Origin of the sequence: Mesorhizobium shonense (assembly GCF_040545255.1) — a bacterium.
Taxonomy (GTDB): Bacteria; Pseudomonadota; Alphaproteobacteria; order Rhizobiales; family Rhizobiaceae; genus Mesorhizobium; species Mesorhizobium shonense.
Genome location: NZ_JBEPLM010000007.1, coordinates 174,126 through 188,690 on the forward strand (window position 1 = coordinate 174,126; position 14,565 = coordinate 188,690).

At 59.6% G+C, this 14,565-nt stretch carries 16 protein-coding genes and 1 pseudogene; 5 read left to right on the forward strand and 12 right to left on the reverse strand.

Going from position 1 to position 14,565, the window contains the following annotated elements:
• Position 1: 1 nt before the first annotated feature.
• From ABID26_RS19515 to ABID26_RS19545, 7 genes are all read right to left on the reverse strand, one after another.
• Positions 2-2,302, reverse strand: a complete 2,301-nt coding sequence (locus ABID26_RS19515; protein WP_292374212.1) for an FdhF/YdeP family oxidoreductase — start codon at positions 2,300-2,302, stop codon at positions 2-4.
• Positions 2,303-2,498: 196 nt separating this feature from the next.
• Complete coding sequence (locus tag ABID26_RS19520) at positions 2,499-3,821, reverse strand: MmgE/PrpD family protein (RefSeq protein ID WP_292340685.1); 1,323 nt, start codon at positions 3,819-3,821, stop codon at positions 2,499-2,501.
• Between the two features lie 59 nt (positions 3,822-3,880).
• Positions 3,881-4,375, reverse strand: a complete 495-nt coding sequence (locus ABID26_RS19525; RefSeq protein WP_354416054.1) for a GNAT family N-acetyltransferase — start codon at positions 4,373-4,375, stop codon at positions 3,881-3,883.
• Between the two features lie 23 nt (positions 4,376-4,398).
• A complete protein-coding gene (locus ABID26_RS19530; RefSeq protein ID WP_292374217.1) occupies positions 4,399-5,619 on the reverse strand; it encodes an MFS transporter in 1,221 nt (406 codons plus the stop codon).
• A gap of 159 nt (positions 5,620-5,778) precedes the next feature.
• Positions 5,779-6,822, reverse strand: coding sequence for a cysteine synthase family protein (locus ABID26_RS19535; protein WP_354416055.1), 1,044 nt, complete (start codon positions 6,820-6,822; stop codon positions 5,779-5,781).
• Between the two features lie 17 nt (positions 6,823-6,839).
• Positions 6,840-7,721 (reverse strand): GHMP family kinase ATP-binding protein, encoded by an 882-nt coding sequence (locus tag ABID26_RS19540; protein ID WP_292374222.1) that lies wholly within the window; start codon positions 7,719-7,721, stop codon positions 6,840-6,842.
• 202 nt (positions 7,722-7,923) lie between these two features.
• A complete protein-coding gene (locus tag ABID26_RS19545; RefSeq protein WP_292374224.1) occupies positions 7,924-8,652 on the reverse strand; it encodes a winged helix-turn-helix domain-containing protein in 729 nt (242 codons plus the stop codon).
• A 51-nt stretch (positions 8,653-8,703) separates the two neighbouring features.
• Here ABID26_RS19545 and ABID26_RS19550 point away from each other — a divergent pair, with 51 nt between their 5' ends.
• A complete protein-coding gene (locus ABID26_RS19550; RefSeq protein WP_292374225.1) occupies positions 8,704-8,934 on the forward strand; it encodes a hypothetical protein in 231 nt (76 codons plus the stop codon).
• Positions 8,935-9,097: 163 nt separating this feature from the next.
• On the opposite strand, the gene ABID26_RS37070 is transcribed toward ABID26_RS19550, so the two are convergent.
• The 3 genes from ABID26_RS37070 to ABID26_RS19560 form a co-directional block, all read right to left on the reverse strand.
• The gene (locus tag ABID26_RS37070) at positions 9,098-9,352 is read right to left on the reverse strand and encodes a DUF6894 family protein (RefSeq protein WP_435528587.1); all 255 of its coding nucleotides are present in this window, start codon (positions 9,350-9,352) and stop codon (positions 9,098-9,100) included.
• Between the two features lie 52 nt (positions 9,353-9,404).
• On the reverse strand, positions 9,405-9,623 hold the full coding sequence (locus ABID26_RS19555) for a hypothetical protein (RefSeq protein WP_292340679.1): 219 nt from the start codon (positions 9,621-9,623) through the stop codon (positions 9,405-9,407).
• Between the two features lie 266 nt (positions 9,624-9,889).
• Positions 9,890-10,219, reverse strand: coding sequence for a hypothetical protein (locus tag ABID26_RS19560; protein WP_354416056.1), 330 nt, complete (start codon positions 10,217-10,219; stop codon positions 9,890-9,892).
• Between the two features lie 188 nt (positions 10,220-10,407).
• Here ABID26_RS19560 and ABID26_RS19565 point away from each other — a divergent pair, with 188 nt between their 5' ends.
• Positions 10,408-10,668 (forward strand): hypothetical protein, encoded by a 261-nt coding sequence (locus ABID26_RS19565; protein ID WP_292374229.1) that lies wholly within the window; start codon positions 10,408-10,410, stop codon positions 10,666-10,668.
• Between the two features lie 95 nt (positions 10,669-10,763).
• Here ABID26_RS19565 and ABID26_RS19570 read toward each other — a convergent pair.
• Positions 10,764-11,833 (reverse strand): annotated as a pseudogene (locus tag ABID26_RS19570) (type II toxin-antitoxin system HipA family toxin).
• Positions 11,826-12,161: a helix-turn-helix domain-containing protein gene (locus tag ABID26_RS19575; RefSeq protein ID WP_292374231.1), complete on the reverse strand. Its 336-nt coding sequence runs from the start codon at positions 12,159-12,161 to the stop codon at positions 11,826-11,828. The pseudogene ABID26_RS19570 and the gene ABID26_RS19575 overlap by 8 nt, the downstream one beginning before the upstream one ends.
• A 475-nt stretch (positions 12,162-12,636) precedes the next feature.
• Between ABID26_RS19575 and ABID26_RS19580 the strand changes: the two genes are divergently transcribed.
• From ABID26_RS19580 to ABID26_RS19590, 3 genes are all read left to right on the forward strand, one after another.
• The gene (locus ABID26_RS19580) at positions 12,637-13,137 is read left to right on the forward strand and encodes a hypothetical protein (RefSeq protein ID WP_292340674.1); all 501 of its coding nucleotides are present in this window, start codon (positions 12,637-12,639) and stop codon (positions 13,135-13,137) included.
• A 560-nt stretch (positions 13,138-13,697) separates the two neighbouring features.
• Entirely contained in the window at positions 13,698-14,099 is a 402-nt protein-coding gene (locus ABID26_RS19585) for a hypothetical protein (RefSeq protein ID WP_292368087.1), read from the forward strand.
• Positions 14,100-14,357: 258 nt separating this feature from the next.
• On the forward strand, positions 14,358-14,555 hold the full coding sequence (locus ABID26_RS19590) for a hypothetical protein (protein ID WP_292374233.1): 198 nt from the start codon (positions 14,358-14,360) through the stop codon (positions 14,553-14,555).
• Positions 14,556-14,565 lie beyond the last annotated feature (10 nt).

A 14,565-nucleotide genomic window follows, 5' to 3' on the forward strand; every position in this document is an offset into this window, starting at 1 on the left:
GCTATGAGATCAGCCGCACCGGCACCGACTTCGCCGCGGGCACGTGGGCCTTATGGGCGCGATGCCAGAGCGGTACCAACGGGTTGAGTTCCGGATAGTAACCCGCGCAATTGCCGATCGGAATGGAGTACGGCGTGACACGCAATCCTCTTACCCGTCGCTCAACTCCGTCATCGGCGTGCGTCTCAAGATCGACTTCCTGTCCCTCGCTGAGCCCCATCCGCCGGATGTCTTCCTCATTCATCAGCAGCACCATTCGCGTTCCGATGATACCGCGCAGCCGGTCGCGATAACCGTAGACTGTCGTATTGAACTGGTCGTTGGACCGGACGGTGGTAAGGGTCAGCACATTTTTGCCGGAAATATCGATATCCGGATCGGCTTCCAGCGTCGTGGGCAGTTTGAAGTTCGCCTTCTTGTTTGGGGTTTGCCAGACGCGCTTGGACGCCTTGATGTCGCGATGGAAACCGCCCGGCGTGAGAAAGCGCTTGTTGAAGTCCTTGAAATGCGCCGGGAAGCAGCGCTCGATCTCGTCGCGGATGCGAGAGTAGTCCGCAACCCAGTCGTCCCAAGGGACCGAGCTCTTGCCGGCGACCGTCGCCTTCGCCAGTTCCGCGACGATGCTCGGCTCCGATAAAAGGTGTTCGCTTGGTTTTGGCCGTGAGCCGAACGAGCCATGAATGCAGGCTGTTGAATCCTCGATCGAGAGCCACTGCGGACCGCTGGCCTGGACGTCCTTCTCCAGCCGCGAAAGGCATGGCAGCAGATATGTCACCTTCCCAGGAATGAGATGGCTGCGGTTGAGCTTGGTCGCGACCTCGACGTGCAGGTCGAGGTTCCGCCAGGCCTTCTCGACCAGCCCGGTTTCAGGCACGGCTCGCACGAAATTGCCGCCGAGCCCGACGAAACCATGAACCCGCCCGTCGATCACGCCCTCGCAGGTCTCGACCGTGTCGAGGCCTTTTTCCCGCGGCGGCTCGAACCCATAGAATTCCTGGAATTTGTCGAGCGGGACGAGCTCCGGTTTTTCGGAAATGCCGACAGTGCGCTGTCCCTGGACGTTGGAGTGCCCGCGCAACGGCGACACGCCGGCGCCAGGCTTGCCGACATTGCCGCGCATGAGCAGGAGATTGCACAGCATCTGGACGTTTTCGGTCCCATGGCGATGCTGGGTAAGGCCCATGCCGTAGTTGCCGATCACTGCATTGGCCAGGCTGTAGATCTCTGCGACATGTTCCAGATCAGCTCGGGAGATGCCTGAGCGTCGAACGATGCTTTCCCAGTCGGTGGCCCTCAGATAGGCCTCAAATTCGACAAAGCCCGCCGTATGCTCCGCGATGAAGGCGGTGTCGAGGACACGGTTTGCGCCGCGTTCCCTGGCCGCGTCGTCGAGCGCCAGTACCGCCTTGGCGATGCCTGTCATGGCTGCGATGTCGCCGCCGGCCCGGACCTGGAAGAAGTCGCTCGACATTTTCGTCCCCGGGCCCGGCGACAGCATCTCGACCGGGTTCTGCGGGTTCTTGAATCTCACCAGACCGCGCTCGCGCAGAGGATTGAAGGTGATGATCGGCACGCCGCGCTGACGGGCGTCCTCGATGGGATGCAGCAGCCGCGGCGCGGTGACTCCGGTGTTGTGGCCGAAGAAGAACATCATGTCAGCTTTGGCGAAGTCCTCCAGTTGCACCGTGCCGACAGGAGAGCCGATCGATTCCGGCAGGCCGACCGACGTCGATTCGTGGCACATGTTCGAGGAATCGGGGAGGTTCGAAGAACCGTAGATCCGGGCGAAGAGCTGATACATGAACGAGGCCTCGAGCGAGGCGCGTCCGGAGGTGTAGAAGACCACGGAGTTTGGTTCCAGGCGCCTGAGTTGCGCGCCTATATCGCCGAACGCATCTGGCCAAGCCACCGGTTCGTATTTGTCGGTGGTGCTGTTGTACCGCATTGGCTCTGTCAGCCGTCCCTGTTCCTCCAGATCGTGATCCGGCCAGTCCAGGAGTTCGGTCAGGCTGTGGGCCGCGAAGAAGGACGGTTCGCAGCGTTTCCTGGTCTGCTCCCACATTGTGGCCTTGGCGCCGTTCTCGCAGAACTCGAAAGGCCGCGGCTTGGCCGGCTTTGCCCATGAGCAGGAGACGCACATATAGCCGTCCGCCTTGTTCTGCTTCAGTAATGTGCTCCATATGTCCGACAGCAGCAGCCCCTGGTCGCGAGCGTTGCGGATCAGGGATTTGAGCGACCCCCATCCTCCGGTCGGATGATTGTATTTCTTGATTTCCACGTGATCGGTAACAGCCGGTTCCATGCGATTTGTCCAAGAAGGGAAGCAGAAGGAAAACCGGAATGGGACGCAGTTGTTCCGCTTCCCCTTTGTCAAAACGCTACAACGCCGCCGGCGTTCAGGCCTCCACGCCGATCAATGCGGATATGCCTGCTCCGGCACCGCAGGCGAACTCTGCGTCCGAGATCAGGCGCTTTCCAGACAGGCGGCCCGCGCGAGTTTAATGGGCATTTAGGCACTTCAGGAGAGGAGAGAGTTTGTCCTGTTTTAGCATGGTGACGGCTTGGATGAGACTGTCGCACTCGCTTGGCGAGAGCATGTCACCGGCCAGATCACGAAACTTCGTTTCGATGGCTGATTGATCCATGGGATTGTTGGCATCACCAAGGGGCAGGGGCACATCCGCCATCGCCTGGCGCTGACCCAACATCATTGTCACTCGCGCGGGGGTACTGTTCGGGAAATGACCCGCGAGGTCGGTTGGGTAGCGAACTTCGACTTTCTCGGCCAGCGCAATGACCGTTTCGTCCGCCAGGGATTCAGGACGCAAGGGACGGAACGCTTCGGCCCCCCTGACCGCCGCGAGCGCCGCGGCGAAAGGAACCGAAAACTGTGCGCCCTCGAGGGATTTCGGTGCCGTCTCGTTGGGCAGCTTGCGGGCTTCGGGAAAGACATCGATCTGGATCCGGCTAATCGGTTCGTCGTCGGATCGGTCGGCAACCAGTTTCAACACAGCGTCTATGACTGGGTGAGTGTATCGGCAGGCAGCATACGGCTTCAGATACGTCTCGGTAATCAGCCAGCGGTCGCCGAGCCCTGCGATGATTGCCGCAATGTCGTAGGCGTGATCGCGGTCCAGCATGTCGATCGACCCGGTCATTCCATATTGTGCCCGGTCGAGCGCGAACATTGCCGCGACGGTTGACCAAGGGCTGCTACCCTTGACGGAACTCGCCTGGCAGTCACCTTGCGGCAGGTTTTGCGGGGCTTCGGCGCCAGCGATCGCCATAGCATGCGCGAGTTGCGGGATTGGAAGGTGGCGAAGCCATCCGACTGCGGCCGCGGCTCCAAACCCCGTCCATTGACCGCTTGCGAAACTCATTGCATCGGTAAATCGCCTCGCCGCTGCAATCCGCAGGGCGACGTCGTAGCCAATCGCGATCGCGGCAAGAAGGTCCCTGCCGTCGCGGCCGAGGCGGGCGGCCTCGGCCAGGGCCGCCGGCACGATGGCCGCTCCCGGATGACCTGCTGCGCGGCAGTGGCCGTCATCAATGTCGAGCGAGCTGGCGGCCGCGCAATTCGCAAACAGCGCTCCCAATGGATGAAGCTTGTGATCGGTGAACCATACCGCAGCCCGACCGGGCCCGAAGCACCCTTTTGCCGCCAAGGCCGAAAGTCTGGCGTTGTCAGTCGGGACCCCTGCAACGAGCGCGGCCACTGTATCGAGCACGGCCCGTTGCGCCTTGTCGATCACCTCGTCCGTCAGTTGCTGCGCCCGCATGTTGCCGGCGAAATCAGCCAAGCGTTCCATCACAAAAGCCATCGCATTCTCCTCCATTAAGAATACCTAGTATACCTGTCCTGACAGGAGGAAAAGCGAATTCAGGCGCCACGACCCGAAACATCGATGGAAAGGACGTGCTGATCCCCGATCGGACCGGCAACGCGCATGCCGGTGTCGACAAAACCGTAGCGCAAATAGGCTGTTCTAGCCTGGACATTACGTGCATTGACGGCGAGCATCATGCGTCTGACGAGAGGACGGTTCTTGCCGATCCAGGAGATTGCCAAACCGACTGCAGCGCGGCCGAGGCCTTTTCCCTGGCAGGCCAGCGAGATTCTGAAGCTGTGCAGTGTCATGACATCTGGTGGTGACCAGTCTGGCACGCTTTCTCTTTCCCGCAGGACGAAGAAGCCGACGGTCACGCCGCAGGAAACGACGGCGAAAGGGTGCTGGTTGGCAGGATGACCGCTCTTTGCAAGATCATCGAACACCGCATCGATCGAACCGGCATACTGCTCCTGGTCCTCGGGAAGCCAGACTCTCCTGACGATCTCCCTGTCCGAAACCGCCACGTCTTGTAGCTCCACGTGCACGGGACTCTCCTAGATGAGTTTGCTCAACGCCGCGGCTGGCGCGGCGTAGACGTTGCTGCGGCTCTCAACTGACCGCGCTCCAGCGAAACGACCGCGATGGCAGCACAAGCAAACAGACCGGAAAGGCCGAGGAATGTGTGCCTTGCTCCCAAATTGCTGAAGCTCGCGATGAGGTAGACGGCGATCGCGGCCAAACCGATCCCTGCCTCGATATTGCTGCGAACACGTCCAACCATGCGGTTAGGCACGGCTTTCAACACCGCCACGTCGCCGGCGACGCGGATCATCATGAACGACAGGCCGATCAGACCTTGCCACAGCATGGCCTCGGCAAAGGTGTGGGCGGTGGACAGGAGTGCAGTGGCGAGTGAGACCAGAACGGAACCGACCGTCATGAAAACGCTCGCATCGAGCTTGTCGATGAACCTTGCAAGAACAGCGCTGCCCAGCAGGCCGCCGCCCGAGTACATCGCGGCGATCCAGCCGTAGAGCTCGCCCGTGAGTTTCAAATCGTCGCGAGCGAAACCGGCAAGCAGTGCGTTGGAGGCGTGGGCCGACGCATAGGCGAGCATCAGCGCGCATAAAGACGCTCTCAGTCTGGGATTGCCGACCGTAGAGACCACGCCTGCCAGCAAAAGCAGGCCATGGTTGGCGCGTGGCATCCGCACGCAGCGATCGTTGTCGAGCTTGAGAAGCCAGGTGGACGCAACCGCCACAAAGGACCAGACGGCGCAGATTGTCAGTCCGCCGCCGACCCCTGTGAGCGGAAGACAGAGCCCCGCAAGCGCCGCGCCGACAATGTTGCCTAGCTGGATGCAAAGGAGGCTGAAGGCGACGGCCCGGGCCAGCATGTCCTTGCCCGTCCGCTGCAGCAGGGCCTGACTGCATGGATAGGAGAGAAGCGAACCCAGCGATATCAGGCAGGCGCAGACGTAGAGCGCAGCTATGGGAATGTCGATTGGTGAAAGGCAGACCGCGACCAGCGACAGCAGCAGAACGCCGACGGCGTGCAGCGTTTCGCCAAAGACAAACAGATGACGTCGCGGGAGGCGATCGAGATGTGGTCCAAGGAAAGGGCCAACGGTGAATGCGAGCAATTGCCAGCAGATCAGTACCTTGCCGACCGACGTGACGTTTCCGGTAATCTCCAATGTGAACCAGGAAATGAGAACGATGAACATGCTGCGCGCGCACTGCATCGCAAACAGCATGGAATAAAGGGGCAGGTAGCCCAGGCGCTGCATAGACCCTTGCCCGGCCTTGCCGGTTAAAGACACCACGGCCGTCCTCGTCTGTTGCGATTATTCGCGGCAATGCCGCAGTCTGAATCAGCGCTTCACCGGTGTGGTGTTAGGCCGTCGCAAAGGTTGTTGCGGCTGCGCTATTGGCGCCCGCTAGCCCGGCTAGGCCGGCGTTTGTCCTGTATCTCCCAGTACTTGCCCGAGCGATCGGCGCTCCCACCCGAACCGTGACCAGCCGCGCATCGGATCGTTCGGCGTCGCGACGGTTACAGGATCCTCGCGGACCCGGCCTGGTCGGCTTGTGGCGGATTGAAGCCATTGCGGATCGTAGACGGTCTCGACATATCGATGGCCCTCGTCGGGAAACAGTGTGACGACGGTCTTTCCGGGGTTGCGCCTTGCCCACCACTGGCCGACCCTGAAGGCCGCGCCGCTGGTCGGTCCCATGAACAGACCATGGCTGCGATGAAGGTCGTGCGTGGCGGCATAGGTCTCTGCCGGAGTCAGCCAATGAATTTCGTTGAACTGACTGTGATCGACATTCCTCGGCAGGATGTTCCCGCCAAGACCGCTGAGATTGAGCCTGCCGCTCGGTTGTCCGAACAGGACGCTGTTCGGGGTATCGACGCCGATTGTATAGAGGTGGGGAAAGAGCGGGCGAAGATATCTCGACGTGCCGCACATCGATCCGCCGGAGCCTACAGGGCCGACCAGACAGTCGATCCTGCCGACGCGGTCTATCAGGAGTGCTGCGACCTTGCCGTAGGAAAGCGGATTGTCGGCATTGTCGTATTGGCAGGGCCAGTAGCTGCCCGGATGCTCCCGCAAATAGCCGTGAACCCGGTCGAGCCGAGCTCGTTGCAGACCACCCGAGACGGCAGGCGTGTCGACGATCGTAACCTGCGCGCCGAGCTCGTTCAGACGACGATGCAGATGGCGGTCGAGAGCCCAGTCGCTGACAAGAACCAGCCTATGCCTATGCTGGAGCGCAAGCATGGCCAGCGCCAGTCCAAAGGTGCCGGAGGAGGATTCGCAGATGGTTGCGCCAGGTTTCAAATCACCGCGCTCGGCGGCATTTTCCAACATGAAGCGCGCCGGCAGAAGCTTCATCAGGAAGAAGCTTGCACCGTACATGGCACCATCGAGCGGGACGATGCGGGGGTTCTCGAAATCTTCCAGCTTGCGCATAAGCTCACGCTTCGACATGACGACCCCTCCGCCAATCAGCTGTGAAAAATAGTCGGCTCGAACGCCGATCGCTTCAGCATGTCTGCCGCCTGCTCGATGTTGCGCGGGGCATCGGCATCGTGCTTGTCGAACAGCAGCCCGACGACAGTGCCGCTGTGAGCGACCTGGATGCCGACGGCACCGAAGCGGGCGCCAATGGCTTCGATCTCGTCCAATCGCGGTTTTGGCAAGAACCTTTCGTTTAGATGTGCGCTTGCCGTCGCGACCTTGCCGAGCAGGTGGGGGTCTGCCTCATTGACGGCGGTCCGCAGCAGGCTGCGCAGGGGTCGAAATGCCTCGACCTCGGCCGCGTCGTAGCGCGCTGGCTCGAACTCGAGCGTGTTGACGGTCGCTTCGGGCATGGTGTCCACGCTGATGATATCGAAGGCCGGCAAGGGCTTGCGGAAAGCCTCCATGACCAACCCTTCGCGATGCGCAAACAACACCGCCTGCTGCCTGAACAAGGTGGAATCGCAAGCGATTTCGGCGCCAACCGCAATGCGCATGACTTGTTCGGATGATGCTTCGATCCGCAAGCAATCCATCACCGCCAGGATGCTCGCCAGCACGTCGGCGGTCGAGGATCCCATCCCTCTGCCAATCGGGATATTGCTGTCGACCGAGAGGACACCGCCCAGGCCTTCCGGACCGAAGGCGCCCAGGGTCATTTGCGCCGCCCGAAGCGCCTTTTGACAATGAGGCTGGGACACGGTGACGGGTTGATCGACCTGCGCTCTGAACGAGGCCCGCGTCTTAAGATGACGGCAGGGCAAGGAAACCAGGGCGCGTCGGAAATGCACGCCTGTGTCCTCAAACAGGCCCTGTACCAATTCGCCGTGATGCCCGATGGCCTCGGCGTATCCAATGAGCTTCGACATCTGGCGGCCCCCGCAAAATACACCCATCATTGATGGTATTTCTGCAGGCCATAAGGGTCATCATCAACTATTAATTTGCAAATTCTCCAAGAAGAAAGTTTTCTTTCCAGTAACCATTTATATGCCCGCTGACTCAAAAGCTCATAATCATAAAATAACGTTGCGTCGTCTTAACGCACAACAAACAAACCTTGAAAACGGATCATCTGCCGCCGGCCAGCCGCCGCCCTGGATGCTCGCCCCGCCTTTTGCGCAGCGCATAACCGGCCAGCCTGACGGTGAGGATAAAGGCGCTTGCACAGTTCTGGTGCAGCAGCTTTCGCAATTGACTTATGTGAACATCGACGGTCCGCGCGCTGACGTTGTCCTTTGAAGGCCAGCCTGCCGCGATCAACTCATTCCGGCCGATCACCTTTTCGGGATGTTCAAGCATGTGCCGCAGCAACTTGAACTCGATCGGACCCAACGACACTTGCCTGCCACCGCAGCGAACCCGGTATGTGTCGATATTCATTTCGACGTCGCCGTAGGCGAGAGATTTGGCTTTGACGGATCCCGGTGAACGGTTAATCGCAAGGCTCGAGTGTAAGTAGTCTATCAGCCTTGCTGGCGCGAATGGTGTGGCAAGGCATTCATCGATGCCGGACTTCAGGAGCGCAATATGGTGCTGGCCTGCGCCAGGCGGCACCAAGGCGATGCAGGCGAGCGTGCTGGTGCGCGGGTCTTGCTTGAAGCGCGCTGCCTCCTCCACCAGCAGGTTTCCTGGCCTGCAGTCGAGCACGAGGGCGCGGATCGACTTCTCCGCGGCGAGGTCGAACGTTTCCTCCACGCTTGCCGCCAGCGACACCGAGAACCCGTCCACCTCCAATATATGGCCGAGCATCAGATAGAACTGCGGGTCTTGCGTGTAGATCGCGACGAGTGGCTTCATGAACTTGGCGGCGTGGCTTTGGAAGGCAGACCCGGCCGACGGAAGAATGGCGTGAAGATCACCCTTTCTGGCTCCTGCGCGACGACTGGATCGGCAAACCGCAAACGAGAAAAACCATCCTTCCTCAACAAGCTCTCAGAGTTCGCCTACAGGCACAAGGAAGGAGCGCTGGAACAGTTGTTTTGCGGTGAGAACTTTGTCTCTCGGCAGAACCCGGAAAGGCCAGGCACTGCGCAGTTAGAGGCATATTCGATTTTCGGCGAGAGTACTTGGGATCGGTGACCTTGATGTGGGGGTCGATAGATTGGCGCATAGTCGTATCGTCGGGTCGAGCAACAGAGGCAGACGATCGTCTTCGCCATGTGGGCGCGACAAGGCCAAACTTCTGGAACAACAGCTTTTGGCACCAGAATAAGCGGCCCGGGCATTCAGGGCCGGTAGTGGGTCAGTTTGAAAGTCCTGGGTCGATGATAACCGGAATGCCGGACACAGATGTGACCTTCATAACCTCGTGTCCGCCGATATCGCGGACTGTGCAGACTATATCGCGGGTCTCTCCGCGGGTCGTCGGCGCGGCCACGAACCTGCGCACGATTTCGATGGCGCGATCCTGCGCCGCCAGTGGGGTTGGAAGGTTGGTTCCGCCGGCATCGTGGTAAACCTCCCCGCTATGGGAGAGATCGAAGTAGAATCGAGGCATGGGCTAATAAGTGCGGAGTGGCGCAAAAGGTTCACCCGACTTATGAGTTTTCCTAATGCCGGGCCAGCTTCCCGTTCGCTACGCGCTCAAGCTCTGTTGATAGCTGCTCGGCGTCTTCAATGCCTCGCCTGAAAAGGCTCATCACCATGATGGCGATCTGTTCCCGGTCGCGCTCATCCTGGCACTCGGCGGGATGTTTTGCACAGTAGTCGTTCAAAGCTTTTGTGAGAATGTCGAGCTGGGCGGAATCCGCCATTCCATGGGATAACATACCGGCCTCCCTCCCTCATCGATATTGGAAGACGATACACCCAAAAAAAGTCAGCTTCGAGTCAATTAGGGTCGGACCGAGGTCCGGGGCTAACGTCTGGGTTTGTCAAATATACAATCGCCCTTTGGATACTTGTCGGTCATGGCTTGAAGATGCCATGCGCTTCCAGACGGCGCGTGGGCGAAACCGTATATTGTGATCGGGTCGGATTTCAAACTGCCCCACCACCTTCAGACCTGATGGGTCGTTGAGCGGCCTGCGATGTGCTATGATTTCGGCCGATGGGAAAGAAGGCAAAGGCCAAGCAGGCGATTGAACCCCCATTGGATCGCGAACGGACGCGAGAGGCTGACTACTATGCCCGCAAGGTCGGCATGACCAGAGATGAAGCTCTCAGGATAATCCGGGAAGCCGACCCGGCGAAGCTCTCGACAGTTCGAAATGGCAATGCAAAGCGCAAATAGGCGATCTAGCGCGACCCGGCCCCAAACCGCCGGATGAAGGCGGCATCCTTCCAGGTGATTTTCCCGCACCGACTTCAACAGCGCTTCAGGCAAGTCCTGCATTACCCGCGGTCCGCTGGTTGCTTCCAGCATGCCGCTTTGCAATAATCTGGCCTCGCAATATTCCGTGACTGACCGTCGCGGGCGCATGCTAGCCAGGGACGACACGACGCAAGTCTGGGCGCATCGCGCCTTGATCGTGGCTCACTGCACGTGGGTTTCAACGTCCGGCCGGCAGCACAACGCCGCCCTCGCTGGACCATCCCGCGGGAGCTGTTGTCATGGCCGAAATCAAGTCCAACCCACTGAACGTGTGCACGTCGGATGACGGCAAAGCCAGTTTTTGGGCCATCGCCGATCCAGTAACGGCGGCCAACGCCGCGCGCGCGGTTTACGGCTCGCATGCCGCTACCGCCGCCGCACATTGCGCCTTGACGGCACATTTCGACGGACGCAATGGCGACTACCGCTTCTGGTGCACGGTCTTCCACGAACTGGCGGGCGGACAAGGCCAGCTCCCCGGCTCCGCGGCCGCCTCGTAACGGATACCTCAAACTCGGCGGGTTTGTTTGGGCACCGTGGTCTGGATTCGATCACCAGCTGGTCGGGGTCGGGCACTCACCATGGCGGGCATGGTTTAGAGTGCCAGCGCCCGTGTGAGATCACCATGCTCGAAGGCGCTGGCCATGCGGTTAATCTCGGCGGAGCGGGCGCCCACCGCCTTGGCGGTATCGCGCCACGTTGCGGTCACCGTCGCGACTTCCTTGATGATCGTTCGCGCCTTATCCAGCGTGAGCGCAAAGAACTCCGACGCCGCCTCCAACAGATCGAGCGAACAGGTACCGTCGACCACATCGATATTGGTCGTCAGGACTCGTGGCTTGAGGTCGGTCGGAACTGGATTGAGATCGTAAGCAGGCGAAAGCGACCATCCGGTCTTTCCCAGCCAAAGGAAGCCGTGGTTGCGCAGGTGGTCGTCGACATTGGAAACCAGCACGTTGAAGACGACGCGGCGGTAGAGGGCATGGGCATCGCTTTTTCCCTGGGCACCATGTTGGGCAAGGGCATCGACCATTTCTGGATAGCTGCCGTGCTCACCGTCCTTTACGCCCATCATCGCCATTGCGGACAGGAACGGAATACGGACTCCGCCGTCGCGGTCGAAACGTCTTGACAGCATGACCGGCTTGCCTGCGACCTTGATCAGCTCGTGCTTCGGCGTGGCGATGCCGGCTTGTCCGGCCAGACGGAACGCTATTTCCTCCCACACTTCTATGCTGTAGTCGTCGGTCTCCTTAGGAAACTTGGCAATAGCCAGGTTGCCATGTTGGTCGATGACCGACGCCTTCGGTCTCGCCCCCCAAGGGAAGAGCCGGGCGCGAAGATCAGTCGGAGGTCTTCGTCCGTCTCTTCGTCCCGGAGGATCCGCTCGGTAATTTGCAGAAGTCGGCCGAGTTCGATTAGGGTAGGGACCCTGTCACGGGTCGGTGCCTGGTAGACGTCTTCGCCTACCCACCGGAAGCGGAAAGCGCCAAGCCGCGTCTCATCCGCGACGCCGAGAAGGTAATCGCTTTCCATAAGTGTGCGAACAGGACGTCCTTCGCGTTCCGCCAGGATCGTCTCCGCGCCGCGCCCGCGATTGGCCCTCGCCAGGCCGACCGCGCGCGTGCGGCCATCAAGGTCAACATGGACTTCGAAGTCAGCCATCGCGGAGCGTCCGCGCTGGTCGCTTTAGGTGAGCGTGTTTGGGCAACTGGGCTGCGGCCAACGCCTGGCCAACCTCGTCGTTGCCGATGTCGGCTAGCTGGCTCAGGCCATCGAGCAGGCCGAGCGCTTGCAGGACGCCTGCATAGATGCCGATGCTTACATTGGTGTCGCCGGCTTCGACCCGTTGCAAGGTCGAGCGCGAGGTGAAAGCACGCTCGGCCACCACAGCCATCGGCAGCCGGCGCCGCCGGCGGGCGTCGTGGATATCGGCTCCTAGCTTGCGCAGCGCCCGCTTGACCGCGGCTGGAGGAGTATGGGGTGTTGGCATTTTTTGAAGCCTTCGTCCTACAAACCACGTTGATTTGTAGCATGAAGCTTACAATTTCTCTAGAGCGCCAATAAGGCCGGTGATTTTCGATCCACCGGAGACGTCATGCGACGCGCACAGATGCCTGGGCAGCAGCTTGAAGGCGCGTTCAACACATGGTCTAGCTTGCGGTCGCTCACCGCTATCGGACCTTGTCAAATTGGCGCGGCCGCCAGCCGACCTCCTGCCAGCTTGAGCGCTGCGGCATGAGCTACAGGATCGCCTGCGGGCAATACCCTCGTCTGGCGCAGCTTTGTAATATATGTAATTGGTATTAAATAAACTTCGCAAATGCTTCATTTGTATTTTCGGGCAAACCAGGCAAAATGTGATGCAATTCTGCGCTATCTGACGGCCTGATAACATGCAGCGGACGTGCGGACTACTGCATTGGTTCGCCATCACAAGGCCGAGTCGCAGTGCTTGGAGTGCCATCTTGGAATTTCCGCTTAGAAATACGTATCCGAGATATCGAAAGTCTGGCGCGCAGAAGGTCCTGCGGGCGTTGACTGGAAACCACGCCACCAGCAATGTTATCTCAGACGAAGGCGATGAGATTTCTAACTTGTCCAGGTTTGGGCTCGCCTTACCGATGATCCGCCTAATCAACCGACATCATCGTCTGCTGGTCATCCGTGACAATCTGAGGCGACGGTCGGAACGCGGAAGCGTCTGGGCACCGCGCGCCCTCACAATGCGCGCAGCTCTATTGGCAGCACGGATTGCCGAGCGCTGGACGTGGCGGCGACTGGTCTGCCGTGGGGCGTCCAACGCATTCGAGGCCGAACAGAAGGCCCTTTATCTGATGGCTGCGGTCATTGCGCAGCGAAAAAGCATCAAACGGCAAGAGATTGCCATGGCCGCCCGTGCCGTCAGGCAATTCAGACACCAGTTGGCCGACCTTTTGGGGATTGTCGGAACGCACGACCCACTGTGAATATCTGCGATATCCGGGCTTCATTTCGCTGGGCTGTGGGTAGCGGGTCGGTTTGATCGCCGACATCGTGGCCCTGATCGAAGCCAAGGAAGCCGAAAAGCCGACCGTGCGCGGCCCTTATAAAAAGCGAGCCTAATTAGGAATTGAATGAACCTTTCCGCCACTTTGCGGTTGAGGCGTGCGCGAGGGGTCATCCTTAACAACGTGGGTGACGCCAAACACAGCGTGGTTCGAAGGTGGGAAAAAATCCGCCGCACAGCATGACGCGGAGCGGCGCGCCGAGATCGCGAAAATAGGCGGCGGAAGAAAGTATCGCCCACGACTCGTGGCCGATACATGGATTGAAATTCTTCCCCAGTAAGATTGAGAAGATTGACGAGATCGTTGACGGAGTTACCCAGTTCGTAAAATTGACCGTGCGGAGACGCATTGGCTTGCATCTCATCTTTCTCGCGTTAGCCAAGTTATCAGCGCTCGCGCGGCGATCCAATTTCAAACTGGAGACACCACTAAACCCTGCGCGGAACACTTCTCGAATCTGAATTGTCCGGACCGGTATCTTGCTCGCGGTAACCGGGCACAAGTCACAAAAGATCCTTCAGCCACCTGAGCGGGAGGAAGAAGTTGTAACCGGCGTCGCGCTGCTGGCCGGCGAGGTAGTTGCGGCCCTCCGGTGCTCGGCATTGATGTGGCCGATGACGTCGGCGGGGCGCTTCTGGCCTTTAGGTCCGGTTGGTATCGGCGCGTTGTTCCTTTGCCCTCTTACAGATATCATCCAATTTTTTGCGGACCCGGTCGTTATCAAACAGCAGCTTGGCGCGTGGGAATCCTCTGCTACGAAGCTCCCATTCGATGGCAAGCCATCCTTCATAGTCGCCAGAGACCGCAAGTTTCCCGGCCTCGCGCCACATACGCACGTCACGCTCTCGGGACACACCCTTTCCCCCGCGCTTTTACGCTAAGCATATAGGAGGTCGGGCCGCGCTGAAATCGCTGCGCCACAGCCTTTTCCGCGAGGGACATCCGATACTTTTTACATTTTGTGATTCGCACCATACCTCTAATGGGCTCTGATTGTGGGTGTAACGGGGCTTTGGTGGGTGCAGGCCTTTCTGACTTCAGGCATTTGGACGAAAAGGGGTGGGGGTGTGAAAGGTGGCCAAGCATGGCCTATACCAACACCATTGTCTTGAGCGGCGACCCTGCCTGAGGAGTTTCATATGACACCAGAACAACCCATCGAGCGTCATCAAAAGACAATCGAGTTCATCAAGGAGAATGTCGCTTGGTTGAAAGCATCCGGCTTTTCTATCGGTTCTGGAAAGCGAATCGAGGAGGGTAGCAATGCGGCCCTTGTCGAACGCCAAGAGGAGAATCTTCGCATGTATGAGGGCTTCATTGCGAAGCTCAAGGAATAGATCGAATAGT

Bases quoted from the DNA above. Each gene is read 5' to 3' on its own strand.
- ABID26_RS19515 (WP_292374212.1), bottom strand. From the start codon at position 2,302: ATGGAACCGGCTGTTACCGATCACGTGGAAATCAAGAAATACAATCAT.
- ABID26_RS19560 (WP_354416056.1), bottom strand. From the start codon at position 10,219: ATGCTGGAAGCAACCAGCGGACCGCGGGTAATGCAGGACTTGCCTGAA.
- ABID26_RS19530 (WP_292374217.1), bottom strand. From the start codon at position 5,619: ATGCAGCGCCTGGGCTACCTGCCCCTTTATTCCATGCTGTTTGCGATG.
- ABID26_RS19520 (WP_292340685.1), bottom strand. From the start codon at position 3,821: ATGGCTTTTGTGATGGAACGCTTGGCTGATTTCGCCGGCAACATGCGG.
- ABID26_RS19535 (WP_354416055.1), bottom strand. From the start codon at position 6,822: ATGTCGAAGCGTGAGCTTATGCGCAAGCTGGAAGATTTCGAGAACCCC.
- ABID26_RS37070 (WP_435528587.1), bottom strand. From the start codon at position 9,352: ATGCCTCGATTCTACTTCGATCTCTCCCATAGCGGGGAGGTTTACCAC.
- ABID26_RS19565 (WP_292374229.1), top strand. From the start codon at position 10,408: ATGGCCGAAATCAAGTCCAACCCACTGAACGTGTGCACGTCGGATGAC.
- ABID26_RS19540 (WP_292374222.1), bottom strand. From the start codon at position 7,721: ATGTCGAAGCTCATTGGATACGCCGAGGCCATCGGGCATCACGGCGAA.
- ABID26_RS19590 (WP_292374233.1), top strand. From the start codon at position 14,358: ATGACACCAGAACAACCCATCGAGCGTCATCAAAAGACAATCGAGTTC.
- ABID26_RS19555 (WP_292340679.1), bottom strand. From the start codon at position 9,623: ATGTTATCCCATGGAATGGCGGATTCCGCCCAGCTCGACATTCTCACA.
- ABID26_RS19575 (WP_292374231.1), bottom strand. From the start codon at position 12,161: ATGCCAACACCCCATACTCCTCCAGCCGCGGTCAAGCGGGCGCTGCGC.
- ABID26_RS19545 (WP_292374224.1), bottom strand. From the start codon at position 8,652: ATGAAGCCACTCGTCGCGATCTACACGCAAGACCCGCAGTTCTATCTG.